Annotated in this window: 29 protein-coding genes; 20 read left to right on the top strand and 9 right to left on the bottom strand. The window is 36.3% G+C overall.

The genetic code is table 11. The features are described 5' to 3' along the window. Positions 1–153: 153 nt before the first annotated feature. A complete protein-coding gene (locus KDN24_RS22460) occupies positions 154–750 on the top strand; it encodes a cell wall hydrolase (RefSeq protein WP_409974020.1) in 597 nt (198 codons plus the stop codon). A gap of 85 nt (positions 751–835) precedes the next feature. Here KDN24_RS22460 and KDN24_RS22455 read toward each other — a convergent pair whose 3' ends face one another. Next, entirely contained in the window at positions 836–2,815 is a 1,980-nt protein-coding gene (locus tag KDN24_RS22455; protein ID WP_409974021.1) for a metallophosphoesterase family protein, read from the bottom strand. 203 nt (positions 2,816–3,018) lie between these two features. On the opposite strand from KDN24_RS22455, the gene KDN24_RS22450 reads away from it, so the two are divergent. Further along, positions 3,019–3,264, top strand: coding sequence for a cold-shock protein (locus tag KDN24_RS22450; RefSeq protein ID WP_409974022.1), 246 nt, complete (start codon positions 3,019–3,021; stop codon positions 3,262–3,264). 308 nt (positions 3,265–3,572) lie between these two features. On the opposite strand, the gene KDN24_RS22445 is transcribed toward KDN24_RS22450, so the two are convergent. Next, positions 3,573–3,737, bottom strand: a complete 165-nt coding sequence (locus KDN24_RS22445; RefSeq protein WP_409974023.1) for a CsbD family protein — start codon at positions 3,735–3,737, stop codon at positions 3,573–3,575. 118 nt (positions 3,738–3,855) lie between these two features. Then, positions 3,856–4,104, bottom strand: coding sequence for a hypothetical protein (locus tag KDN24_RS22440; protein WP_409974024.1), 249 nt, complete (start codon positions 4,102–4,104; stop codon positions 3,856–3,858). 179 nt (positions 4,105–4,283) lie between these two features. Here KDN24_RS22440 and KDN24_RS22435 point away from each other — a divergent pair, with 179 nt between their 5' ends. Both KDN24_RS22435 and KDN24_RS22430 read left to right on the top strand, forming a co-directional pair. Further along, complete coding sequence (locus KDN24_RS22435; protein WP_409974025.1) at positions 4,284–5,792, top strand: mechanosensitive ion channel; 1,509 nt, start codon at positions 4,284–4,286, stop codon at positions 5,790–5,792. 89 nt (positions 5,793–5,881) lie between these two features. After that, entirely contained in the window at positions 5,882–7,174 is a 1,293-nt protein-coding gene (locus KDN24_RS22430) for a hemolysin family protein (RefSeq protein ID WP_409974026.1), read from the top strand. Positions 7,175–7,287: 113 nt separating this feature from the next. Here KDN24_RS22430 and KDN24_RS22425 read toward each other — a convergent pair whose 3' ends face one another. After that, the gene (locus tag KDN24_RS22425) at positions 7,288–7,557 is read right to left on the bottom strand and encodes a YbyB family protein (protein ID WP_409974027.1); all 270 of its coding nucleotides are present in this window, start codon (positions 7,555–7,557) and stop codon (positions 7,288–7,290) included. 152 nt (positions 7,558–7,709) lie between these two features. Here KDN24_RS22425 and KDN24_RS22420 point away from each other — a divergent pair, with 152 nt between their 5' ends. After that, on the top strand, positions 7,710–8,651 hold the full coding sequence (locus tag KDN24_RS22420; protein ID WP_409974028.1) for a magnesium transporter CorA family protein: 942 nt from the start codon (positions 7,710–7,712) through the stop codon (positions 8,649–8,651). Between the two features lie 180 nt (positions 8,652–8,831). Here the strand turns inward: KDN24_RS22420 and KDN24_RS22415 are convergent, their stop codons facing one another. Beyond that, positions 8,832–9,011, bottom strand: coding sequence for a hypothetical protein (locus KDN24_RS22415; RefSeq protein ID WP_491348172.1), 180 nt, complete (start codon positions 9,009–9,011; stop codon positions 8,832–8,834). 241 nt (positions 9,012–9,252) lie between these two features. Between KDN24_RS22415 and KDN24_RS22410 the strand changes: the two genes are divergently transcribed. From KDN24_RS22410 to KDN24_RS22395, 4 genes are read left to right on the top strand one after another with little or no spacing between them, the layout of a single operon-like run. Then, positions 9,253–9,582 carry an anti-sigma factor antagonist gene (locus KDN24_RS22410; RefSeq protein WP_409974030.1) on the top strand — a complete coding sequence of 110 codons (330 nt, stop codon included), beginning with the start codon at positions 9,253–9,255 and terminating at the stop codon, positions 9,580–9,582. Next, complete coding sequence (gene rsbW, locus KDN24_RS22405; protein WP_491348171.1) at positions 9,579–10,061, top strand: anti-sigma B factor RsbW; 483 nt, start codon at positions 9,579–9,581, stop codon at positions 10,059–10,061. The genes KDN24_RS22410 and rsbW overlap by 4 nt, the downstream gene beginning before the upstream one ends. Beyond that, on the top strand, positions 10,027–10,821 hold the full coding sequence (gene sigB, locus KDN24_RS22400; protein WP_409974032.1) for an RNA polymerase sigma factor SigB: 795 nt from the start codon (positions 10,027–10,029) through the stop codon (positions 10,819–10,821). Before rsbW ends, sigB begins: the two co-directional genes overlap by 35 nt. A gap of 54 nt (positions 10,822–10,875) precedes the next feature. Beyond that, the gene (locus KDN24_RS22395) at positions 10,876–12,024 is read left to right on the top strand and encodes a PP2C family protein-serine/threonine phosphatase (RefSeq protein WP_409974334.1); all 1,149 of its coding nucleotides are present in this window, start codon (positions 10,876–10,878) and stop codon (positions 12,022–12,024) included. Between the two features lie 147 nt (positions 12,025–12,171). Here the strand turns inward: KDN24_RS22395 and KDN24_RS22390 are convergent, their stop codons facing one another. Continuing rightward, the gene (locus KDN24_RS22390; RefSeq protein ID WP_491348170.1) at positions 12,172–12,630 is read right to left on the bottom strand and encodes a Dps family protein; all 459 of its coding nucleotides are present in this window, start codon (positions 12,628–12,630) and stop codon (positions 12,172–12,174) included. 344 nt (positions 12,631–12,974) lie between these two features. Here KDN24_RS22390 and KDN24_RS22385 point away from each other — a divergent pair, with 344 nt between their 5' ends. Together KDN24_RS22385 and KDN24_RS22380 are read left to right on the top strand one after the other, a co-directional pair. Beyond that, on the top strand, positions 12,975–15,647 hold the full coding sequence (locus KDN24_RS22385) for a CHASE3 domain-containing protein (protein WP_409974033.1): 2,673 nt from the start codon (positions 12,975–12,977) through the stop codon (positions 15,645–15,647). 32 nt (positions 15,648–15,679) lie between these two features. Beyond that, a complete protein-coding gene (locus KDN24_RS22380) occupies positions 15,680–16,519 on the top strand; it encodes a CheR family methyltransferase (RefSeq protein ID WP_409974335.1) in 840 nt (279 codons plus the stop codon). Positions 16,520–16,625: 106 nt separating this feature from the next. Here KDN24_RS22380 and KDN24_RS22375 read toward each other — a convergent pair whose 3' ends face one another. Continuing rightward, the gene (locus KDN24_RS22375; protein WP_409974034.1) at positions 16,626–16,880 is read right to left on the bottom strand and encodes a GlsB/YeaQ/YmgE family stress response membrane protein; all 255 of its coding nucleotides are present in this window, start codon (positions 16,878–16,880) and stop codon (positions 16,626–16,628) included. A gap of 264 nt (positions 16,881–17,144) precedes the next feature. Here KDN24_RS22375 and KDN24_RS22370 point away from each other — a divergent pair, with 264 nt between their 5' ends. From KDN24_RS22370 to KDN24_RS22355, 4 genes are all read left to right on the top strand, one after another. Beyond that, positions 17,145–17,465, top strand: a complete 321-nt coding sequence (locus KDN24_RS22370) for a YflT domain-containing protein (protein WP_491348169.1) — start codon at positions 17,145–17,147, stop codon at positions 17,463–17,465. Positions 17,466–17,568: 103 nt separating this feature from the next. Next, entirely contained in the window at positions 17,569–17,745 is a 177-nt protein-coding gene (locus KDN24_RS22365; protein ID WP_409974036.1) for a hypothetical protein, read from the top strand. A 122-nt stretch (positions 17,746–17,867) separates the two neighbouring features. Next, entirely contained in the window at positions 17,868–18,131 is a 264-nt protein-coding gene (locus KDN24_RS22360) for a hypothetical protein (RefSeq protein ID WP_409974037.1), read from the top strand. 131 nt (positions 18,132–18,262) lie between these two features. Further along, entirely contained in the window at positions 18,263–18,658 is a 396-nt protein-coding gene (locus KDN24_RS22355; protein WP_409974038.1) for a cupredoxin domain-containing protein, read from the top strand. A gap of 33 nt (positions 18,659–18,691) precedes the next feature. Here KDN24_RS22355 and KDN24_RS22350 read toward each other — a convergent pair whose 3' ends face one another. Next, positions 18,692–20,122 carry a PQQ-dependent sugar dehydrogenase gene (locus tag KDN24_RS22350; protein ID WP_491348168.1) on the bottom strand — a complete coding sequence of 477 codons (1,431 nt, stop codon included), beginning with the start codon at positions 20,120–20,122 and terminating at the stop codon, positions 18,692–18,694. Between the two features lie 203 nt (positions 20,123–20,325). On the opposite strand from KDN24_RS22350, the gene KDN24_RS22345 reads away from it, so the two are divergent. The 5 genes from KDN24_RS22345 (at position 20,326) to KDN24_RS22325 (ending at position 23,652) form a co-directional block, all read left to right on the top strand. Beyond that, a complete protein-coding gene (locus tag KDN24_RS22345; protein ID WP_409974040.1) occupies positions 20,326–20,829 on the top strand; it encodes a DinB family protein in 504 nt (167 codons plus the stop codon). A gap of 254 nt (positions 20,830–21,083) precedes the next feature. Then, positions 21,084–21,791, top strand: a complete 708-nt coding sequence (locus KDN24_RS22340; protein ID WP_409974041.1) for a DNA alkylation repair protein — start codon at positions 21,084–21,086, stop codon at positions 21,789–21,791. Between the two features lie 276 nt (positions 21,792–22,067). After that, positions 22,068–22,550, top strand: coding sequence for a DUF2975 domain-containing protein (locus KDN24_RS22335; RefSeq protein WP_409974042.1), 483 nt, complete (start codon positions 22,068–22,070; stop codon positions 22,548–22,550). Positions 22,551–22,560: 10 nt separating this feature from the next. Continuing rightward, the gene (locus KDN24_RS22330; protein WP_409974043.1) at positions 22,561–22,782 is read left to right on the top strand and encodes a helix-turn-helix domain-containing protein; all 222 of its coding nucleotides are present in this window, start codon (positions 22,561–22,563) and stop codon (positions 22,780–22,782) included. Between the two features lie 60 nt (positions 22,783–22,842). Next, positions 22,843–23,652 (top strand): DUF817 domain-containing protein, encoded by an 810-nt coding sequence (locus KDN24_RS22325; RefSeq protein WP_409974044.1) that lies wholly within the window; start codon positions 22,843–22,845, stop codon positions 23,650–23,652. 342 nt (positions 23,653–23,994) lie between these two features. On the opposite strand, the gene KDN24_RS22320 is transcribed toward KDN24_RS22325, so the two are convergent. Further along, on the bottom strand, positions 23,995–25,077 hold the full coding sequence (locus tag KDN24_RS22320) for an IS110 family RNA-guided transposase (protein ID WP_491348167.1): 1,083 nt from the start codon (positions 25,075–25,077) through the stop codon (positions 23,995–23,997). Positions 25,078–25,645: the final 568 nt, after the last annotated feature.

Raw genomic sequence — 25,645 nt, 5'->3', positions numbered from 1 at the left:
TATGTTATTATCCATACTTTACCACTGTTAAAGTTATAGTAGGTATAGAGCGGCTTCATTTCCCTTTTTGCGATATGACATATTTTGGACCATGATTCATGATATTACATCTGTTAACCTACTAATAAATTCGTCATTAGGAGGTAAACAGGCATGAAGAAGATTAAGAAACTACTAATTGTGGCAGCTTTTTCAATTTCATTATTTGGTTTTCATTCTAACTCAGAAGCAGCAGTAAATACACATCTTGTACATAGTGGTGAAACGTATTGGCTCATTGCAAATAAATATGGTATCTCGGTTAACAGCTTGAAAAAGGAAAATCATAAATCTACGGATCTGTTATATCCTGGGGAAAATCTTATCATTCCTAGCTCAGCTTTATCTGCTGCTGATAAAGAATTAATAGCACGTCTTGTATCTGCTGAAGCAAAGGGGGAGTCTTACGCAGGGAAAGTGGCAGTTGCGACAGTAGTTTTAAATCGAGTTGATAATAAAGATTTTCCGAGTACTGTGAGAGAGGTCATTTATCAAAAGGTAAGTGGACATTACGCATTCACACCAGTTCAAAATGGAACGATCAATCAACCCGCTGACAAGGATTCTATCAAAGCAGTAGATGAAGCGATAGCATTTAGAGGACAAGGGAAGGGATCTTTATACTTCTATAATCCAAAAACAGCCAAGAGCAACTGGATTCTTACGCGTCCAATAACAGTTACAATCGGCAATCATCGATTTGCGAAATAAGTGTCGTAATTGAAATCTATCAAAATTATAGAAAACTACCTGTTTCCAGTAGAATAGAGGAAACAGGTAGTTTATGTTTCACAACTTATTTTTTGGGTTTACCATTTTTTAAGATCTTTCCTTTTTCATCAAAATGAACCTTTTGTACATCATTATAGACGCGGCGTTCTGTATGGATTAAGTTATAGTCATCATCTAGGATTGGAAAAATATACACAGGTGATAATGTTAATTCCGTCCCATATGAGGTTTTTACGAAATCCATTTGTAAATGTCCGTAATGTAAGCCACCATCAATTAGATGTTTTATTCCGTTTTCATTCGTTGCCCATAATTCAGGGACATTTCGAGTTGCACTCCATTGAGTACGAGTATTGTAGTTTTGCGGTACAAGCTTCCCGTTTTTGTCTTTAATCATTTTCTCCCCGCGTAAACCGTCAGCTGCTACCCCAACGTCATAAGAATGAAAACCAATGCCATCTCCATTCAAATCTACCCAACTGCGTTCAAACATTTCGTCATGTCCAGAAATAACAACAGCTACTCCATATTTCTCAAACATAGGTGAATATACGCGCATGGCTACCCCAGATTGGTTGTCTGCTCGTTCATGATTTGGCGGTGCACCGTGAACCCCACTTGAATAAGCAGCATGGTGAAATTGCACTAAAATAATTTGTCCTTTTTTACGGGCATCCTTTAATTGTTCTTCAACCCATTTGTATTGTGCAGTACCTGGATTAAAGTTTGGCAAGTCGGAATCTTTCGTTGTTGTTCCTTTGAACACCTCTGTATATGCTTTATTATAATCTTCAGCTGTAAATTCACCCTGTGTGTCTGTAGTCATATATGGATCGCCTTTTACACCTTGGTCTGCCCATACTGATTCCTTTAATACAGAGTCATTTTCACTGTACACTTTCCCTGTAAAAGTTTCTGTTCTCGTTGATTCATCAGCAATTCCATTCGTAGAATCTAAGGTTAATAATGTAATAGGACCGATTTCTGTTCGGTAATATGAATCTTTGTATTGAGGGTTTTTCGGATCACCAGGAGTATCAAAGTATTCATGATATCTATTGCGAGAAATAACAGCTGGAGAACGATCTTTATCATTCCCATATCCACCATTAATGGCAGCATATGTTTCCCAGTTCCCTAAAGCGGTTAATAGTGGTGTCTTTGAAGCGATATCGGTAAATTCACCAGCAAAATGTCGCCAAAACTCATCCCAAGCAGGTTGATATCCTGAACCTTGTGCCAAATCTCCAGCAATAATTAATGCATCTGGATTTGCTGCTTCAATATGAGCTAAGTTTTCATTTAAAGCAGTTTGTTGATCAAGTGGATAACGTACTAAAAACATTTCATTGCGTGTAACATTTCCATATTTTTTATCAAAAGCCGATCCCTTATCTGGGCGTTTCTCTGAGCCTTTTGCATAAGGGGTGACTGTATGTAATTCCCACTCACGATGCTCTAACGCCCCAAATGGTTCTGTTTCAGTATCAGAAAAGGCGATCAGAGTTAATTCATCCCAATTTTCACGCTTTGGATATGTTTTAAAATGAGAAGTATGCTTTTTTTCTCCTTGCTTGACTGTAAAATAATAGGTTGAATTTGCATCTAACCCATCAATTGTGACAGCATGCTTATAATTGGAATTTGATAGTAACCAAGAGCCTTGTGGAATCGTTTCTTTTTTGCCATTTCCATTGTCATAAGATAATTTTTGTTTTAATTCTTTTTCTGTATACTCCATTAATTTCATGTAATGAGGAGTAGAAGTCAATTCTTTCATCCTTATTCCTGGACCAGTTACAATTACCTTTCCGGGCTCATTTAACTCTGATACCCAGCTAATGGTCATAGAAGTACTCGTTGGAGATTGTAAATATGGTAAAACACGGAATCCTGTTACTGGTTCACGTAACTTTGAAACTTGATTTTCTTGGACTTCTTTTTCATTTGCGTTAGCTCCCGGTGCTGCTAACAGACTACCAATGGCTATTAAAGAAGCAAACGATGAGATTACTAGCTTATGTATAAATAACTTTTTCTTCATTTTTCCTCCTCCTTTATGGCATTCTTCCTAAATTATACCGATCCCATATATAAATAATGTCAAATTATTGTAAAAACAAATTAAAGATGTGTAAATATTAGGTTTTTAAATTAGCATAGAAATTTTGAGCTATAAAGGAATTAGTAGAATTTATGGCGAACGAGAAGAGTGTAAGGAAAATATGAATAGGGGGCTGATCAAACATGAAACGAGAAGGAATTGTTAAATGGTATAAAGATGAAAAGGGGTATGGTCGTGTTATGCTTGACGGTGAGGAAGAAAATCATGTTTTTGTTCATTTCAGTTCGATTTTACCTGATAAAGAAAGATTTCCGGACGGATTCACATTCTTGAAACAAGGGCAAAAAGTATCCTTTGATTTAATTAAAAAACCAAATTCTATTGACCAAAAGCAGGTTGCAGAAAATGTAATTATTATCTCTGACTAATGAGCTCATATTCAATTAACTAGCTAAGTAAATGAAGTCATGATGTTACTGGTTTTGAAGCATAATACAGGGGGCATCCAAAAGTTAGGCAACGCAACTTTCTGGACGGCCCCTTTCACTTAATTTAGTAATGCCCAACATGTTGATTCAGCGTTAGCAAGATCATTCACTTTTGCTGTTTCCGCCTCGGAGGCGTGTACGATTGAAATGCGTCTCGCTTTTATATGCTTTAACATGTTATCAACGTCTAGTATGTTTTGATGAATTTATAACGAATGGTTTGGATTTTGCAAAGAGACGGCATGATTTCACAATTTTTCCTTTGCTTTACCTATGCCTTCCTTTACTTTTCCTTTCATTTTATCTAGTTTTCCTTCCGCTTCTTTTGAATGGTCATTCGTTAATTTCCCCCATTGCTCTTTTGCCTCACCCTTTATTTGATCAAGACTTCCTTTTATTTTATCTTTATTCATGTTGATGTCCTCCTTGTATTTGCTTTTTTGGTTTCATAAGTCTATTACCCTATGTGAAAGAAAACGAAACTTTAATCTAATGTATCCATATGTTTAACTCATTGCTAATACGATTATCTTAATTTACCCCATCATCGATTTCTTTCTTTTTTAATTCTTTCTCGACATCCTTTTTCATATCCTTTAGATTTTCCTTTGCTTCCTTTATGCTTTTTTCGGCTTGATTTGTTGTATCGTTATCTATCTTATCTTTTTGCTCGCCATCACTAATGCCATTATCTTGGTCGACTCCATCACCACAACCAGCTAAACCACCAAATGCAAGTAATATAGCCAATCCACCTGTTAGAAAGATTTTTTTATTCATGTTCTCTCCTCCTTTTGTTAATGGAACTGGTCATTATCTTCCCATTGAAATTGAAAGTGAAACATTTCTTTTCGGAAATGGACAAAAATCTAATGCTCAACAGCTATGTTTAAAATAATTAAGGCCGGGTATTACATTTACCGAGGTAATTGAGAGATAGAGAAAAGGAGAGATATTAAATGACTGTAGATGGTATGACGACTGCAGGTTGGTACCGATACATTGACCAAATCCCAAACCTATTATTAGCACTGCTTGTATTATTGATTGGCTGGCTCATTGCGAAAGGAATTGGCAAAGCAGTAGAGACTGCATTAAAGAAAGCTAGTATGGATGATAAACTATTTCCTAATTTTGGCGAGAGAAAATATACCATAGAATTGATTATCGGAAAAATTGTTTACTATACCTTACTAGTTGTGGTGTGGATACTCTTTTTTAATATGCTGAACCTAAGTCTTATTGCAGAACCACTCGTTAGTATGGTGACAACAATGATGGCAGCTATTCCTCATCTATTGAAAGCAGCTCTCATTCTATTATTTGCTTGGGTAATTGCTTTTTTATTACAGCTCCTCTTTAAAAAAGCGATTCCGATGCTTCATTTAGAGAGTAAGTTAGTAAAATGGAAAATGGTTAATAGTGAACTAGAAGCTTCTATTAAAGTTAATAGTTTTGCTAAAGCAATCTTTTATTTTATCCTCCTTCTATTTTTACCAGCGGTTTTAGGAGCATTACAGCTTAAAGGTGTTTCAGAACCTTTCTCACATGTTCTATCCACGATCCTTGCATATATCCCGAAAGTATTTGCAGCTGCCCTCATCATGTTCGTTGGCTGGCTCATTGCAAAATTAGTGCGTGATATTTTAACAAACTTTCTAAAAAGTATAGGAACGGATCAATTAAGATGGAAATCAAGAATGGTAAAAAACGTAGAAGATACGAATCTATCAAGCATGATTGGAAATATCGTGTTCATCTTTATCTTAATCCCAACGATAATTACGGCATTGGAAAAGCTAGATCTTAAAGGGGTTTCCGATCCGGCTATTGCAATGCTTGAAGATGTGCTGGCAATGATCCCTAATATCGCGGTTGCCGTTATTTTGATATTGGTAAGCATATGGCTTGGAAAATGGGTAGAGAGAATGGTTACACAAATGCTCTGGCGGTTCAAGTTTGATGCTGTCTTTCAATATATGGGCATCGGCTCATTCACTCCAGAACAGCAGAGATTCACCCCTTCTCAAATAGTCGGCTTATTGGCGAAAATGGTTATTATTTTATTATTTACTGTTGAAGCGTTACAAATTGTTCATTTAGATTTCTTAGTCACGTTAGCTACAGGGGTTATTGCTTACCTACCTATGCTATTAGCTGCTGTCCTTATTTTGGGGATAGGGTTATATTTAGGAAATTTAATCGAACGTATATTAATAAATATAGTGAAACAAAGATATTCCCGTTCCCTTGCAGCTATCGCAAAATATTCTATTTTTACAATTACAGCAATAATGGCATTAGATCAACTCGGAGTTGCTCATTCTATTGTAAATGCTGCCTTTATTCTTGTTTTAGGTGGATTGGCTCTAGCCTTTGGTCTGGCCTTTGGTCTCGGAGGCAAAGAGTTTGCGGCAAAATATTTAAGTAAACTAGATGATAAATTGGACAAAGAAAATAATTTGTAAACCCGAACAATAAGCAATCCGAAACCTTCCATGATTTCGGATTGTTATTTTTAGAATTAAAAGTTTCATCTAGGAGGTGTTGGAGCCTAATGATACTCATAAATTTACTCGTAATCTTGCTATTAATCGCTTTAACTGCATTCTTTGTAGCTACCGAATTTGCCATCGTAAAAGTCAGAACATCTAGGATTGAACAATTGTTAGATGAAGGAAAAAAAAGCGCTGTCTCAGCTAAAAAGGTAGTGACCCACATAGATGAGTATTTATCAGCCTGTCAGCTCGGAATTACGGTTACTGCATTAGGACTTGGATGGTTAGGAGAACCTACAGTCGAAAAGCTCTTTCATCCCTTGCTAATGGCACTAAATTTGAACGAAACCGTTACACATGTTTTATCCTTTAGTCTCGCTTTTTTTATCGTTACTTTTATCCATGTAGTTGTGGGGGAATTAGCACCAAAAACAGTTGCGATCCAAAAAGCTGAAGAAATTACATTGCTTTTTTCGAAACCAATTATTTTATTTTATAAAATGATGTATCCACTAATTTTGGCATTAAACCATTCCGCTCGTTTGCTCGTTCGTATCTTTGGTTTAAAGTCTAAATCCGAACATGAAATAGCTCACTCAGAGGAAGAGCTGCGAATCCTCCTTTCTGAAAGCTATGAAGGTGGAGAGATTAACCAAAATGAATGGAAATACGTAGACAATATTTTCGAATTTGATGAGCGGGTTGCTAAAGAAATTATGGTGCCCCGTACAGAAATGAGTTGCATATCGGTTGATGATTCAATTGTTGAGGTCGTTGAAAGGATGAAGACAGAAAAATACACCCGCTATCCAGTTGTAGACGGAGATAAAGATCATATTCTTGGAGTAATAAACATTAAAATGTTCATAACGAAAATATTCAACTCAAATCAAAACTGGGATGTCAAACCATTTATTCAACCTGTTATTCGAGTGTTAGAAACAATTCAAATCCATGATTTATTAATAAGAATGCAAACAGAAGGAACACATATGGCCATTCTAATGGATGAATATGGTGGTACTTCTGGATTAGTGACAGTTGAGGACATTATCGAAGAAATTATTGGAGAAGTAAAGGATGAATTTGACGAAGATGAAGTGGAGGAGATTCGTTCTATAGCAGCTAATCATTATATTATCGATGCTAAATTACCAATTCGTGATATCAATCAGTTACTTGGAATCGAGCTATCTTCGGAATATATGGACACAATTGGCGGCTGGTATCTTCAACAAAAATCAGAGGCTGAAATGGTCAATGTTGATGAAGTGGAAGTAGAAGGCTATGTATTTAAGGTTCATGAAGCGATAGGCTATCAAATTATGTATTTGGAAGTAAAAAAAAGCTAAAAAAGCCCTTTTAGGGCTTTTTTTATCGCCGTTTGATAATCCGAAAACTAATATTTATGGTGAAAAGCACCTCTCAAAAAATAGTCGGAGCAAAAGTGCCCCAACTACTAGTTTCACTGTTTTTTTTCATTATAGAATTTTACTGAATACATCGCGCCTTCGCTAACCATACTGTTATCTTCAATATCATGTGGATCGGGATTGCCGCCTTTTTCGATAGGGAGATGCTCACTTTTATCGTACACTGTCGGGATTATTTTTCGTTTCCAGTCTCGAATAAAATTTTCAAGCTTGAGGCGATTCGGTTTATTGGATAACCAAATTGCAGCTGATGTACCAATTCCTACCGCCAAAAGTGAGCTCACACCAAGTACACGTTTCATGAGAATTTCCTCCTTTAGATTTGAAAAAATATGAATCTCTATTTGTCCTATGGATACCCAGCTATCTACTTAATTAAACATTTTTTTGAGGTTTCGTTTACGGATACTTTGGGAATTAGATGAAAAAAGGTTTTATAAAAGGAGAGATAAAAATGGAGAAATTAATTGGTGCTAACAGATGGAAGTGGATTCAGTTGAAAAATAATGAGAATGATAGAATGCCACCATTGTTTGAACTGGATGACTTCAAGTCTGTAGGGGGAAAACGTATGAGGAAAAGTAAAACAAACTGTCTCCGAATGACATGCATGGAGAGTGGGGAGAAATGTTTGAAAGGTTCCCTTATTTTCAAACAAAATTTTTCAGAGGAAAGTGACTATAAAATATTTCATTTTTATCTAGCTACGAACCAGTTAGCTACACTTGATCTTGAGTTAACACTTCTTAAACAAACGAATCTTGAATTTCTATCAAAGCAAATAGAGAAGACTGAAAATGCTGTCGATGGCTTTTTACTTATTCTTGGTGAGATTTTGAATGAAATGTTAGTTGAAATTGACCAGTTTGAGGAAGCAATCAAAACACTTATATGGAGTATGCGAAAGAAGAATAAGGAAGATATTTTCGAACTTGTCTTTCTGAGAAGGCATGAACTATTAGTGTGGAAAAACCTTTTGATTCCCATAAATGAAGTTAAAATGGCGATTGATGAAATGAATTTTCAAGGAATTAACAAGGGAGAAATTTTTGAATGTACATACAAGAGAATTGAGCGTGCACTAGTGCTGCTAAGAGAGTATGAACATGAGATGGATTCAATTATTAATTTAGAGGAAGTAATTTCTTCTCACCGGGGAAACGAAATCATGAAAACTTTGACCGTTATCACGACTATTTTTACTCCTATTATGGCTTTAGGGGCTTTATGGGGAATGAATTTTAAGCATATGCCTGAACTTGAATGGCAGTATGGCTATGTTTGGTCAATCATTTTAATCGTTATCTCAACTCTCATGCTTTATGGGTATTTGAAAATCAAAGGTTGGACAGGAGACCTTTTAAAAGGAAAATCAAAAGGTTCTTTTTTGAAATAATGTCAAACTGAGAATACAAAGAGGCTGACCGATAAGTGCCTGGCTCTCTCCTCACAACACAATATATAGAGTAGCTTTAACTGCTTTTTATCTATATAAAATGTTGGAGGTGCCAGGCTCTTTGTTTTCGGACAGCCTCTTCCATGGCTAAAGGAATACATTCATACCCACAATCTTTGGCTATTGTTTCGGATCTGGAGTTAGATTTTCTTCTCGCAGCTCAGTATTCGTTTTCTCCTGCTCCATTTCCTTGCCTAGTTTTTTTATTTCATCTAAATCTTGTGCCATCGAGCTATTGTCAGCTGAATTTAGCTTAATATGAAGGTCTTTTTTTCTTTGCTTCTTTTTGTCATCCATCATACTACACTCCTTCCTGATGAATTTTTTGTTTCTAATTTTTATTACCCTAATATGGAATGGTGAAACATATTTTTGTAAAAACACATAATGTCTAGGACACTAGGTTTATTCGTTCAATAGAATATTTTGGTATAATACAAAATAAAAATCTCAATGTTTTTTCTATTATTTAATAAGATAGGTTTAGACTTCTAATGATTTGGGTATGTACGAAATAAATATTTTCAGAGGTGATTATGATATGAAGTTACATATAAATAGACTTCAGAATGAAAATGAAATATTGGCAACTGTTGCAGGAGAGATCGATGCATATACAGCACCAAAGCTAAGAGAAGAATTATTTCCTTATGCAGAAGGGAATTATACGATCATTGTTAATTTAAAGGATGTGTCCTATTTAGATAGTACTGGACTTGGTGTTTTTGTCAGTTTATTCAAGCAACTAAAGAAAAATAATGGGGAATTAAAGCTGACAGACTTATCGGATCGACTAAAGCGTCTTTTCAAGATTACAGGTTTAAGTAATATTATGGATATTTCTACAAATTCAGAAGATGGGGGAAGATGAAAAAAGTGAAGGATTATATTGAAATAAAAATTCCAGCAAAACCAGAATATATAGGTGTCGTTAGATTGACATTATCAGGAATCGCCAGCCATATGGGTTACACTTACGAGGAGATTGAGGATCTTAAGATAGCTGTTAGTGAAGCTTGTACAAACGCTGTCCAACATGCTTACTCTGAGGATGAGATTGGTGAAGTGATCATAGGCTTTGGGATTTATGGGGATAAGTTAGAAACGATGGTAGCTGATAATGGAAAGAGCTTTAATTTTATCCAAACCAAAAATGAATTAGGTCCTTATACAGAATCATGTACAGTTGACCAACTTACAGAGGGAGGGTTAGGTCTATATTTGATAGAAGCGCTTATGGATGAAGTCCGTGTTTTGGAACACTCTGGCGTAACGGTCTTCATGGTGAAGTATTTAAGTGGGGAGCGTGAAAATCATGACACAGCCATCTCAAACTGTGAAGAGGTCTAAGGAAGAAATCGAGGCCTTGATTTTAGAATACCAGCAGAACGAGAGTTCATCCGCACAAACCCTTTTAGTGGAACATTACACAGCTCTTGTTGGAAGCCTTGCAAGAAAATATTCAAAGGGAAGAAATATTCATGAAGATATTATGCAAGTAGGTATGCTTGGGTTATTAGGTGCAATCAGAAGGTATGATCCTGGAATGGGGAAATCTTTTGAAGCTTTCTTATTTCCTACCGTTATTGGAGAAATCAAGCGGTTTCTTAGGGATAAAACGTGGAGTGTTCATGTACCGAGACGGGTAAAAGAAATATCATCCAAAATAAAGAAAGTTGAAGAAGAGTTGACGAACCAATATCAGCGCTCCCCTAAAATTAGGGAAATCGCTGATTATATGGACATCACAGAAGAGGAATTATTAGAAGCGATGGAAATGGGGAAAAGTTATCAAGCTGCTTCAGTAGACCAAGCGATTGAAACCGGTCACGAAGGAAGCCCGGTTACGGTCCTCGATATAATCGGATCGCAAGATGAGGGCTTTGAAAAAGTTGATCAAAGACTTTTACTTCAGAGTGCACTTCATGTGTTAACGGAAAGAGAAAGAAAAATTATTCATTGCACATTTTTAGAAAATAAGAGTCAAAAGGAAACAGGTGAATATTTAGGTATTTCACAGATGCATGTTTCAAGACTGCAAAAGAAGGCGATTGAAAAATTGCGCAAGGCGTTCGCTAGTGAATCTTTTAAAGGTATAAATAAAACTTGAAAAAGTGAGAGTTTGGTAGCTTTTTACAAAAAGAGGTGAAGGCTAAAAATGCCTATGAAGATTGCCGTGGTAGACGATAATACAACAAATCTAATGATTATTGAAAAAATCTTGCAGAAGGCAGGCTATAATAGACTAGTATTGCTTTCATCTGCTAAGGAATTATATCAATTATTAAAACTAGATGCGCCAAGTTCAGTTGAAGTCCCAGTGGATTTAATTCTAATGGACCTGATGATGCCAGAAATTGATGGAATGGAAGCGTGCCGAACTATTTTGGCAAATGAGCGGTTCGAGGACCTTCCCATTATTTTTGTTACAGCAATGGGAGATTCATATAAGATGGCTGAGGCAATGGATGCTGGGGCTCTTGATTATGTAATGAAACCAATAAATAAAGTTGAATTGCTAGCTCGAATACGTTCAGTACTTCGGTTAAAGCAAGAGAAAGATTTGCGTAAGGAACGTGATAGGCGAATTCAATATGAGTTGGACTTGGCTAACCAGGTCCAACGAAGTATGCTAAGTGGGCCATTTCAAGGGGAAAATGTTAAAATTTCGGCTGTATATAAACCTTCATTTGAGCTTGCTGGGGATTTATATGCCTGGTATCAAATTAGTCCAACCCGCTATGGAGTCATTTTACTAGATGTAATGGGACATGGCATTTCATCATCACTTGTTTGTATGTACATTTATTCAGTATTAAAGGATACGATTATCGGACAATGTGATCCAGTAAGTGTAATGAAAGAATTGAATCGGCGTATGAATCAGCTGCAAATTCCCGATAGTTTAATAAACTATTATACAACTGCCATATATTTTGTCCTAGATACAGAGAAGCAGACCATCGAATATGTCAATGCAGGGCATCCAGCAGGTATTGTAATTGTAGATGATGAAGTGATGCTGTTGTCAGAAGGCTGCTGTGCACTAGGTTTTTTCGAAGAAATCGAAGTGAAGAAAAGTGTCATTTCTTACAAGCAAGAAGCACGTATTCTTCTCTTTACAGATGGACTGTCCGAATGGCTGGAGGAGGAATATGATGATGCGATTTCTAAGATCATCAGTTGCTTACAGGAACATGACTATGACAATCCTGAATCTTTACTGCAACATTTGCTACCAACTTCAACGATGCTTAATGGACAAAAGGATGATATGTGCGTAGTTATGCTTAGAACGAACGCAGAACTTTAAATATTTTCTAAAGAATGATTGGAAAATCAAGAGCAAATGAAAACTTGCAATGAGGTCATTGAGGAACAGAATTCCTCAATGCCTTTTTAGCTGCAAGTTGTTTGGTTGGGTACAATTTTTAAAGTAGTCAATTTAAATCTAGTAAATTTATTCTGCTAGATAGGCTTTTAGCATCCAATTGTGCTTTTCTAAAGAAGTACGAATAGCAATGAACATATCAGCTGTTGGTTGATCGTCCTTACGCTCAGCAAGGTTTATTCCCTCTGTGAGTTCTTTACATATAGTATTGAAGTCATCCGTTAATGTCTCTATCATTTTCTGTGTATTTTCATCTCCGGTCGCTTCTTTAATGGTAGAAAGCTGTAAGTGCTCCTTAAGTGTTGCGGTTGGTAGAGCTCCAAGCGAAAGCATTCTTTCCGCAATGGTATCGAGCTGCAAAGCAGCTTCTGAGAATAATTCCTCAAATTTAACATGTAAGGTAAAAAAGTTTGCACCTTTTACATACCAATGGTAATTATGAAGTTTCATGTACAGAACTGAGAAATTTGCCACCTGCCTGTTGAGTGTATCCTTTATTAACTCGATTTCATCCTTTGTTTTTACCATGTTTTTCTCCTCCATTTTTTGAAATAATCGTGATATCAATTTTGTACCCTTCAGCTAGTGATTTGAAACCTGAAATTTTATTTTCCCAGCATGTTTGAAAAAGGATGGAAACGGGTATAGAAGCTTGGGCATAATGCGTTGATAATGAAGCCTGGGAAAGTGACATTCGACTGAGTGATTCGCATTTAGATGGTATGGTAGAATAAGGTATATTTCTAGTAGACCAACTATACCAGGAGGCGGTTACAATAAAAGGCCTAAATAATATTAAAGCTAAAATTTTAATGGGTTATTTAACCATCTTAATTTGCTTGGTCTTGTCCTTACTTTTCGTTATTAATAGGATGACCGATTTACAAAACGAGGTAAATTTCTTATCTAAGCATGATATTGAAGTACATGATTTAGCAAATAAGATTCAAAAAAATGTCCTAGATATGGAAACTGGCATGAGAGGGTATGTGATAACAGGAGATGAGGCATATCTTGAGCCTTATAATTTAGCGAGTCGAAGCTGGCAGGACAACTACAATAAACTCCATTCCCTATTAGTTGAAAATGGAATGAAACAGCAAAATTTAGAAGAGATAAAATCTCTAATAATGAAATGGATTTCAAGTTCTGGAGATTATGTTATTAATCAAAAAAAGGCAAATAACGTATCTGGATTGAACGAGCATTTCGAGAAAAACATTGGAAAGAACATAACAGATCAGCTGCGTACCCAGCTAGATTCATTCATTGCTGACCAAAAAACAATGACGGCTGACAGAGTCGATAATCTCAATGAGACTAATAAGAATTTGAAAATTACATTGTATACACTTATTGTTTTTGTGACTGTCATTACGGTAATAACAGCATTTTCTTCATCTAATTCGATTGTAAGTACAATTAATAAAGTTGTAAAAACAATTAAGAGCATTACTGATTCAGAGATTGACCTTACTACACGTATTGAGGTAAAGACTCGTGACGAGACCAAGGAGCTTGCGGAAGCGATGAATCATCTTCTTAATAATCTCGAAAAACAGAGCTGGGTACAGAAAAGTATGGCGGAAATTGCGACGATGTATCAGGGAAAAACCGACATTACAGAATTAACGCAATCATTTGTTACAAAGCTTGCTCCTTTGCTTCAAGCAAGCTACGGAGTCATTTATCTTCGACGAAATCATGAAGGAGTAACGGACTATGCCAAAGTAGCTGGCTATGCCATAGCGAATGAGGCATGTGCTAAGACTAGCTTTCGATTGGGAGAAGGATTGATCGGTCAAGTGGCCCTTGATAAAAGAATATTTCTTATTGATAAGCTACCAGAAGAGCATATCAAAGTGACATCAGGCTTAGGGGCTTCTTCCCCCCGAAATTTATTAATTGCTCCAATTTTAGTGGAGGGCCGAGTAGAAGCAGTTGTCGAGTTCGCGGCGCTTCAACCGTTTTTATCACAGCACCTGACTTTGCTTGATCAGCTTCAAGATAAATTTGGTTCAGCCATCACAAATGTGACCGGACGAATGGAAGTGGAAAGGCTACTAGGAGAATCTCAAGTATTAACGGAAGAACTACAGACACAATCTGAAGAACTCCAAGCCCAATCTGAAGAATTGCAAATGCAGCAAGAACAGTTGCGAATTACGAATGAATTTTTGGAAGAGCAAAAGCAATCTGCTGAACAACGAGCATTGGAGCTAAAAAAGGCGAAGGATGAACTAGAAGAATATTCATTGAAATTGGAAATGAGTTCACAATATAAATCTGAATTTCTGGCAAATATGTCTCATGAGCTACGTACACCATTGAACAGTATTCTGATTTTGTCACAAATGATCATGGAGAATACGGATAATATGGACATGTCTGAAGTGAGAGAATCGGCACATGTTGTTTATACCGCAGGTGGAGATTTGTTGCGACTAATTGATGATATCTTAGATTTATCCAAGATTGAAGCAGGTAAAATTGAAATCTTAACGGATGAAGTGAATGTGACAGAGATTCCTCAGATGATGAAGAATATGTTTAACCCAGTAGCTGCTAAAAAGAATTTGACATTTGAAGTGCAAATTGATTCTAATGTACCTCCTATCATTCTAACTGACGGACAAAGATTGGCACAAATTTGGAAGAACCTTCTATCCAATGCCTTTAAATTTACTGAACAGGGCTCTGTCACCGTACAAATTAAACTTGCACATTCTGAAAAAGTTGAAGAGTTACTTAGGGACGAAGTTGGGATCCCTGTACTCGAGATAGCGATAACGGATACGGGAATTGGAATTCCGCCAGATAAACAGCAAATTATTTTCGATGCCTTTCAACAAGTGGATGGTACTACTAACCGACAACATGGCGGGACTGGACTTGGATTATCGATTTGTCGTGAATTTACAAACTTGCTTGGGGGTGCCATTGAACTTCAAAGTGAACCACAAAAGGGGAGCATATTTACCTTATATATACCAAGCAGGCTAAAATCTGACCAGCAAGAATATGCAGATAATCTGGCGTTAGCAGAAGTGGCGGTAAGCCTAAGTGAATTAAATGAGGAAATAGATCATATTGAGAAAGATGCAGAAGAGATTTCAGTTGAACGGATTAATGCCAAAAGCTCAGAGGCACAATTGTTCAAGGGGAAGAAAGTGCTTCTAGTAGAGGATGATGGCCGAAATATATTTGCACTTGTAACGGCTCTTGAGCAGAAGGGAATTAAAGTTCAAGTAGCTGAGAACGGTAAACAAGCAATTGAAATTCTGCAGGATCATGCTGACTTTGACTTGATTTTCATGGATATCATGATGCCTGTGATGGGTGGTTATGAGGCGATGAAGATAATACGTCACGATTTGCAAATGGAAAGTCTTCCAATTATCGCGTTAACGGCTAAAGCCATGAAAGGAGAGCGAGATAAGTGTATGGAAGCAGGAGCTTCTGATTATATAATGAAGCCATTAAATATTGAACAGCTATTCTCATTGATGCGTGTGTGGCTAACAGAGCAGGTGAAACCAAATTGAGCAACACAACGATTCATTTTTCATCAGGGCTAATGACGGAAGCAGATCAAATCACACCAAATGAGCTTCAAAAAATAGAAATTAACCTACTTCTTGAGGGCTTATATCAGGTGTTTGGATATGATTTTCGAGGTTATGTGAGATCATCTTTGAGCAGAAGAATATTATATCGTATGAAGGCGGAGAGACTTCCTACGATTACAGCGCTATTGGAAAAAGTACTTCATGAACAAGGATTTTTAGAGAAATTGCTAAATGATTTATCAATCCGAATGACAGAAATGTATAGAGATCCTCGTTTTTTTGCGGCTTTTCGTGATGAAGTAGTTCCTCTGCTAAGAGATCTACCAGAGATTCGAATTTGGCATGCTGGCTGCGCGACAGGAGAGGAGGTCTATTCCACGGCCATCGTGATGCTAGAGGAAGGATTATTGGAAAAGACAAAAATTTATGCAACAGATATGAATGAAAAGGCACTTTCAACTGCTAAAAAAGGAGCATTTCCGTTAAAGAAAATGCAGCAATATACAAAAAATTACTTACAAGCAGGTGGAAAAAAAGCCTTTTCCGAGTACTATACAACAGATCATCAGTTTGCTTATTTTTATCCTATTTTGAATGAGAACCTCATCTTTGCGCAGCATAATTTGGTGACTGATAGTTCGTTTAATGAGTTTCATATGATCTTTTGCCGAAATGTCATGATTTATTTTGACAAAGACCTGCAGCAGCAAGTATATGGCTTATTTCATAATAGCCTGGCTGACCGAGGATTCATTGGGCTCGGAAATAAAGAATCCATTCTAAGTATGCCTAAGGGCATGAAATATGAGGACTTTAATTCACATGAAAGAATTTACCGAAAGGTGTAGATACTTGCATCGTTGCAGGAAAGTATTAAGGGTCAAGTATCTATTTTATACTACACAAAGACGAGACTGCATATACATGCAGTCTCGTCTTTGTGTAGTATTCGTATTATGAGGTGCGTCTAACACTTCTTAGAATAAAGCTCAAAATAAGAACGATTACAATAGCCCCGATAAGTGCCGGAATTAGGTAGAATCCTCCAATAACAGGTCCCCAGCTTCCTAAAAGGAATGAGCCAAGCCATGCACCGATAAATCCTGCAATAATATTTCCAATAATCCCTCCTGGGATGTCACGCCCAAGAATGAGACCTGCTAACCAACCGATAACTCCTCCAATAATTAATGTCCAAATTAAACCCATAATTATTTATTCCCCTTTCTAAATGAGTATGTCATTTAAATACCCGCTTCTTAATTGTTTAAACATTGTAATAAAAAGTTAGGAGCACACAAATTACCCGTCTTTGCCTCAATCCTTGTTTGGAATAAAAATTTTCTTAGTAGAATACGAGAAAAATAGGTTTCGAACATTCAAGAAATGGTTATATAACAGATTAAAGGTCAAGCTAATCATTTTCATATTGAGATAGCAAATGGCCAATATACATTTGAGGAGGAATGGAAAATGGTAAATGTAAAAGTTGTAGAAAACGGTGTAGAAGCAAAAAAAGAAATTGAGCAATTTATTATGCAAGGCTTTCATAAGCATGAAATTTATTTATTAGCTCACGACGAACATCGTTCAAAAGATCTGTCAGATTCTCTTGATATTAATGATATTGGCATCGAAGAACAAGGTGTTTTTGACTCAATCGCAAACGTTTTTCGATCTCGAGGTGATGAACTTCGCTCAAAGTTTGAGTCACTAGGGCTATCTACCGCAGAAGCTGAGCGCTATGAAGAGGAATTGGATCATGGCAAATGCGTAGTAGTAGCAGTTCACTAAAAAAGGTGATGATAGGAAACAAAAGGTAATTTACTTTTTGTTTCCTATAACTCTCAAACTATTTTTTGAAGCATTATCTACTAATAGATGGAGGGAGATTGACATGAAATTTTCTACTCAAAGCTTAGAAAAATTATTGGGAAATCATCAACGAGCGAGACATAAAATAAATAATCGCTTATCCATGCAAAAATACTTTGAAGAACCGATAATCCATAGGGAAATCCAAGGGGATAAAGTTTATGTTCCACTAAATTTAGCTAGAGCTTGGAATATATAGTTTGATACTATTAACTGCCTAAACACTGTTTAATTATGAGTAAACCGTGTTTAGGCAGTTAATGTTTACAATGCAGCAGATTCAATAAGATGTATTTGTAAATTACTGGGGGAAGCAAATATATGTTTACATTCAATAAGATGTCATTTATTTGTGTATCTTTCAATTTGATCTCAAATACAATGCTTTTTGTAATTGATAATAGGGGTGGAACGGTTTCCCAACTAGTTGTTTTGAGCAACTTGATCGTGCCTTTTTTGTTGTCGTTTACTGGAGTTCTATTTGGAATTGGTGCTATTGTATTAAAAGAATCTTTCTTTAAATCAATCACTGCGACAGTGCTTAATATGATTTATATATTTGTGCACGGTTATGTTTTTGTCTAATTTCAATGTAGTTCTACTTCTTTTATGGAACTAATTGTCCTTTTTAAATTTGAAAGCACGTTGGAACTCAATTTTAAATGATAATTTTTTATAAATTGGAAAAAATAATGCAAAGGAAGGGAGGTTTGTGAATGTTTGTGAAAAAGTGTTTAACAGGATTGGCTGCTTTGCTTGCAATGATTGTGGTTGTGAACACAGCAGGTTCACTCAGCGTATTTGCCGTCGAATCTGGTGCCGCTACACAACCTATGGAGACGGTGAAAGATATTGAGGTCGAGTTGTACGATGATTACTTTAATCCGAAAGTCATCACTATTTCCAATGGTAGAACGACAAAGCTGATATTAAAAAACAAAGGTAGAAAAGAACACACCTTCACAGTGGAAAAGCTTGGAATTGACGTCGAAATCCAGCCGGGAAAAGAAACAACAATTACCGTGCAACCGAAAATATCAGGTATATATGAGCTGATATGTCGCTACCATATCAATGAAGGAATGACTGGAAAGGTAATTGTTAAAAAATAACAAAAACTGGGAGTTGCTATGGCAGCTCCCTTTTTACGGAATGATTTCAAAAACAGTCCCCTGGTTAAAATCAGTCACTTTCATAGAGCCATGAACCCCTAAATATAGTGTGGTTTGATCCAAATTTGTTCCTAAACTAACATAATAAGCTGATTCAGACCCAAAATTATAATCGGTTTGAATAACACTAAAATCATTTAGTTTACAATTTGTTCTTATTCTACTATAAGCTAAAACCCCTCTAGCTGGAGATTGCGCTTCTTCCTTCCGGAGAAGATCGGTAAACACAACACTTCCTGTTAAAGCGGGGATATTATTCCCCATATAGGCTTGCACTCCTGTAAGTGCAGTTCCTCCAAATTTATCAGGCCTTTGATCCTCATGAAAATAACTAGTTACAGGCTGAAGACGCTTTACTGAAGTTTTTATTGCTTCATTGTAATAAGCAATTGTTTTTTCATTTAAAGACGGATTTGCAGTGCAGCCCCTTATAATTGGAGTTGGGAAAACACCTTCCCAACCTCGCCAGCCAAAGTTAATAAATCCTTCAAGGTCAACCTCAGATTTCATTAAAAAAGCTTGAACAAGTTGGGTAACTGGGATTTTTCTACTTTGGCTGAATGAGAAGATGGATTCTACCAAATTCTGCCCGACAATACCTACATATTTAATATATTGATTATAAAACCTTTGAAATGAAATACCTGTTATATTCCGAACGCCTTTGGCAATCACTGTAAGTGTTTCCTGAATAGGTATGGGAAGTTCATTAAACCGTGTAACTACGGGAGGATTCTGGATAAATGTATTCCTAGCTACATCAATTTCAATTATTTTACCGGCAATTTCTATATCATTTTGGCTTAAATTGAATGGATCATAGCCTGCACCACCATCTCCGGTTGTTAAAACTAGCTTTCCAGTTTCAGGTGAAAAATTTAAGCTATTGACACCATTATGATTAAAAAATGGTCTTCTTAAGTTTAGTAATGTTCGTCGTTTTTGTGGTTGACCATTTGATGGTAAAATCCACTCTTCAACTGTATCAATATGGTCATATTGCGCCTCTCTATTTGTCCACTTTAGGTTTAAAGTTTTGGGATCACACGGATCAGGACTAAAAGGTTTAGGAAGAGCACCCGGACCTTGTGTTCCAGCTACTGAATAATGAAGAAAAAACAGACCGTTATTATAAAATTCTGGATGAAACGCTAGCCCTACCAATCCTCGTTCATCATATCCACGACCAGAAACTCCTGATTCAGAAGTGCCTAATTTTATGATTCGCTCTCGAATATCTAAAAAAGTGCTTACAACTCCATTTCTTATGTAAAAGATCTCTCCTACTTGGGTTGCAATAAATAAGGTTTCTCTTGAGTCACCTGGAAGTATCGTTGTTTTCATAACAGTCGGTAAATTCAGCTTGCTTACAATAGGCCGTAAACTAACCTTTACTTTTATCAACTAATATTTCACTCCTTCTTTTGGTTTTTTATAAGATATGATTAGCCCTATTTTATTAATACAAATTAGGGCTAAAGAATCTAACAAGAAATTGACTAGATAGCATGTTGCTTGAACTTCAAGTTATCGTATAAATTCACGATCATTGAAAGGGAATTTGAAATATTTAGCGAATTGTTTATAAAAAAATTAGGAGGATTATTATGTTCATAAAGATAGAGCATTTTTTAAAATCTTGGGAATATGAATCAGAGGCCACTCAGAAATTATTAAATCATTTAACTGATGGGTCACTTAAACAGGAAATAACTTCACAAAATTGGACTTTAGGACGTATAGCTTGGCACATCGTATGTTCTATTCGCATAATTGCTTCAAATACAAATTTAACGTTTGAGGCCCCAACAAAAGATTGGCCTGTTCCTGATTCAGCTCAGCTAATAGCGAACAACTACCAGCAAGCCAGTCATTCATTTATACAGTCATTAAAGGCTCAATGGAGCGATAAAAGCTTAGTAGAATATATAGACTTTTTAGGTGAAAAAATTCCAAATGGATCTCTTTTGTTATTTTTGATTCAGCATCAAAACCACCATCGTGGACAAATGACGGTTCTAATGCGACAAGCAGGATTAACTGTTCCAGGCATTTATGGTCCGGCAAAAGAAGAATGGGCTTATTTTGGAATGGAGGCTCCAAAAATGTAATGATGGTAATTAAACGAATAGTGCAAGAGTGAGGGGGATAGTTGTTGTCAAACGATGAAAATGAAGAAATGTTAACAGGTGGGAATGTATGGTTGTATTAATTTACTAATAAGTGGAATTGTCTTTTTGCGAGTGGGCAGAATACAGGAATTAGATTAATGATAAAATGGAGAAGTATTGAAGTCTGATACAGAATACAAACTAGTTGGATACAATGAAAAGGGGATTACGATTAAGGAAGGAAGTGCAAAACGATGGATTTCGAAACAGTTATGCAAGAGCTTGAAGCCCTTGGTAAAGAGCGAACGAAAAAAATATACCTATCCAATGGTGCACGTAAGCCAGTTTTTGGCGTGGCTACTGGTGCTATGAAACCAATCGCAAAGAAAATAAAAATAAATCAACATTTAGCGGATGAGCTTTATGACACAGGTAATTACGATGCCATGTACTTTGCAGGCATTATTGCGGATCCGAAAGCCATGACTGAGTTGGATTTTGAGCGTTGGATGGATTCGACATATTTTTATATGCTATCCGATTATGTAGTGGCAGTAACTTTAGCAGAAGCAGATATTGCACAAGAAGTTGCTGATAAGTGGATTGCAAGCGGTGACGAGCTAAGAATGTCAGCGGGCTGGAGTTGCTACTGCTGGCTTTTAGGGAATCGCAAAGACCATGAATTTTCCGAGAGCAAAATGTCGAATATGCTTAATGTGGTGAAAAATACGATTCATGATTCGCCAGAACGAACGAAATCCGCCATGAATAATTTTCTGTACACCGTGGGGACTTCCTATTTGCCACTCCATGAAAAGGCGGTCGAGACCGCAAAGGAAGTAGGGATAGTAGAAATCAAACGGGATAAGAAAAAAAGCAGTTTTCTCAACGCCTACGAAAGTATTCAAAAAGAAATTGATAAAGGCAGAATCGGTTTCAAACGTAAATATGTAAGATGTTAATATCAGCTTCGCTTCGGGGTGTTAATCTGAGAAGGATCGGCACTTTTTTTTGTTGAAGTCAATGGGTTAATGGGTAGTTTGATTCAACAATTATTTAATTGAATAGGTTTATGTTTCTATAGAGCATTTCTTTTTAATAAGGAATGCTTTTTGATTTTTTGTCTAATATTACGTTGCTATAACAACAAAAATATTATTAAAATTAATAAAAATTTATTGTAAAACGATAAATTTTGTTTTAAAATCAATTTGTGAATAATGAAGTGAGGTGCTTTTATGAAACAAGTGTCAACACTCTTTTTAAAGATTGCTGTTATTCTGATTGGACTTCCTATTCTTGCTTTGTGCATCTTTTTGGTGCCTGAGATAGGAAATGTTGCAGCAAAACTTCTCCCAAAGTTTGCTTATATAAAATATCTCGTTTCCATCCTTTTTTATGCATCAGCGCTGCCTTTTTACTTTGCTTTGTATCAGGCATTCAAACTTTTGCGTTATATTGACGAAAATAAAGCTTTCTCGCAAATTTCTGTCAATGCTTTAAAGAAAATTAAATACTGTGCAATCATAATCAGTTGTTTGCATGTACTAGTCTTGCCACTCTTCTATCTCTTTGCACAGCAGGACGATTCCCCAGGTGTCATCTTTATCGGATTGGTTGTTCCTTTTGCTTCGATGGTTATCGCAGTTTTTGCCGCTGTTCTCCAAAAACTTTTACAAGAAGCAATTGATATAAAATCAGAAAATGATTTAACGGTCTGAGGTGAATGAGATGGCAATTATAATCAATATTGATGTGATGTTAGCGAAAAGGAAAATGAGTGTAACCGAGCTTTCGGAGAGGGTTGGAATAACAATGGCTAACCTTTCTATATTGAAAAATGGAAAGGCAAAAGCAATTAGATTATCCACTTTAGAAGCGATTTGTAAGGCTTTAGACTGTCAGCCTGGAGATATTTTAGAATACCGAAGGGATGAAGATACAGTAGATTAAAAGATGGGACACGGGGAAGTTGAATCTATTTCCATGTTCCAAAAAGTGGAGGCATAAATTATGAGAGCATTAAAACAACTCATTCGTTTTGGTTGGGAGCAGGCCCTATCATGTTTGTTTCCTGTCGTTATTTTTGCTTCTTTGGCAATTACAAAATTCATGCCACTGCCCTTCCTACCACGGTATGACTGGCTGCTGATCATCTGTTTTCTGATGCAATGGTGGATGGTGCGTTCTGGGCTTGAAACACGAGATGAACTAAAGGTTATCACATTGTTTCACATTATTGGACTTACTCTTGAACTTTTCAAGACACATATGGGCTCCTGGTCTTATCCAGAGGAAGGATATTTCAAGATTTTTGGTGTGCCTTTGTATAGTGGATTCATGTACGCTAGTGTAGCGAGTTATCTTTGTCAGGCGTGGAGAAGATTGAATGTGGAACTAATTAAGTGGCCACCGTTTATAGTCGTTGTACCTCTTGCCGCTGCGATTTATTTGAATTTCTTCACCCATCATTATTGGATTGATGTTCGTTGGTGGTTATCAGGCCTTGTCATAATCGTCTTTTGGCAATCTTGGGTCTCATACGAGGTTAATGGAACTCGCTACCGTATGCCATTAGCTCTTTCATTTGTGCTCATCGGATTTTTTATATGGATAGCTGAAAATATCGCAACATTCTTTGGAGCTTGGACATATCCAAACCAAACCACTGCATGGAGTCTCGTTCATCTAGGAAAGGTAAGTTCGTGGCTTTTATTAGTAATTGTAAGCTTTCTTATTGTAGCGACATTAAAGCTAGTAAAGGGGAAAACTGCCACTAGAATCGAGGATAATCCATTTTTAACGGTTAAGGAAAATACTTAAATTCTCGGAGGAGGCTGGGACAAAAGTATTTTAGCTAATAAAAAAACCGAACTATTTTACGAAGCTACAATTAAGTACTTCGTAATAGTTCGGTTTTTACTTTCTTTGTACGTTGTTTCTCAATATATCATTCGGTTTTACGAAGTGGAAAATTAGTTATGTCCCAGCCTCTTTCTTACCTCCAGTCAAGTAGTTTATTAAATTATTTTGTATAGAGTGATGATTTTTTTGTTTGGGGAGGGAGTACCCCCTCCCCAAACAAAAAAAATGTGCATGACAAATAGCCCCTACGAAATTTACTTTTTTCGCAAGGTCAGACTATGTTATAGTTATATCAACCATCTACACACAGGGTCTAGCTGTGTTGTAATCATATGGTAAATTGTGATGAATAAGATGAGAAATCAGTTTTAGGAACTTATTCATACACGCGATGACCGCAACCTTATGAGGCTTTCTATGAGGTTGCGTTTTTAATTTGTCATAATAATCGACGAGATGGTTACTTGTTATTTGGCGTAATGTAATCATCGCTTTGAGCATAAAAAATAAGATTTTTCGTAGTTTCTTATTTCCCCGCTTATTAATACGATCCTGATAACGCGTGTTACCTGATTGATACGTCATAATATCAATTCCAACATAGGCGTTTAATTGCTTATTGTTTTTAAATCGGCGAATATCTCCTAACTCACCAATAATACGGACAGCTGTTGCATCTCCGATACCAGGGAATGAACGAAGAATTTTATATTCTGTTCCTCCTTCTGAGAGTTCGACCATCTGTTTAACAAGCTGTTCTTTTTTTTCTTTTAATTCTGCGATACGTTTTGCGTAATCCTTTACTTGTTCGCATCGGATATCCATTGGTGATATAGCAGGATACGATTCTTTAGCAGCTTCTAATAAAACAATTGCTTTTTCTTCTGCTCGTTTTAAAGAAAGGTTTTTACGTGTGTTTTCTTTTAATCTATTTTTGATTATGGTTTTAGAATGTGTAAGTAGTATTGCTGGATGCGGATAGAGTTGTACAATGTTTAGAAACAGAGCCGATTTTGGTGTAATGAGCTTTTCTAACTCTGGAAAACTTAGTTGTAAAATGGCATGCATACGATTCCGTAAATGATTCATTTCTGTATCTACTTCACCATAATACCGTGTTAATGCACGCATCTGTTCGTAATATTCATCCTGTTGATATGTATAATCACGATTCATATTGAAATGGGTTTTAGCTAACTCGTGGGCATCACTTTTATCTGTTTTATGACGTCGCATGGAAGCCATTTGTAGGTTTGCCTCTAACGGATTCATCCGGCTATACTGATAACCATGATCGCGTAAAAATTCCTCTAAATTTTGAATATACGCCTGTCGCTTCAAATAAATTTCAGGTGCTTGACCATCTAACGTTGTTAACTCCATTAGTCGTTCATGAAGTGTTAAAAAGCTAGTTCGAGTATGGTTCCAATTCTCCTTCAAATTCACAACGTTTATAACGGTCATAGACCGTCATTGTGCTTTTTCCCTTACTAACGTCAAAAGCTATGACATGTTTCATTTAATCTTCCCCCTATTGCCAATCATAGAAGTCTTCACATTGCCTTATCGATTCCATTTTCTTATACACGATCTCTTCGGACCCAACATACTAAACTGATTCAAATAAGGGTGTGAATTTGGTCTGTTTATAATACGGACTCTAATATGGTCCCAGAGGCTGGTCGACCTTCCTTCACTTCTACTATAAAAAAATAGTAGCACAAACCATGGCCTTGGTTTGTACTACTAATGTTAGTATGTTTTACTCGTGAATAGAAGGTATTTTCTGTTTTTTGTAGAAAATGGTAACGATAAGGAGGGAATGAAATGTCAGGGACAACAATACAGAATAAAACGATTAAATGATAACAAATATTCAAGGCTCAAAAATAAATGGCATTTAGAAAAGTTTTATAGTTGGGATGATCCTGAAAATATTGATGTAGAGTTG

This window comes from Cytobacillus sp. Bva_UNVM-123 (assembly GCF_046351715.2).
Classification (GTDB): Bacteria; Bacillota; Bacilli; order Bacillales; family Cytobacillaceae; genus Cytobacillus.
Note: the sequence above shows the minus strand (reverse complement) of the source record. Positions and strands in the feature narration are given on the sequence as shown.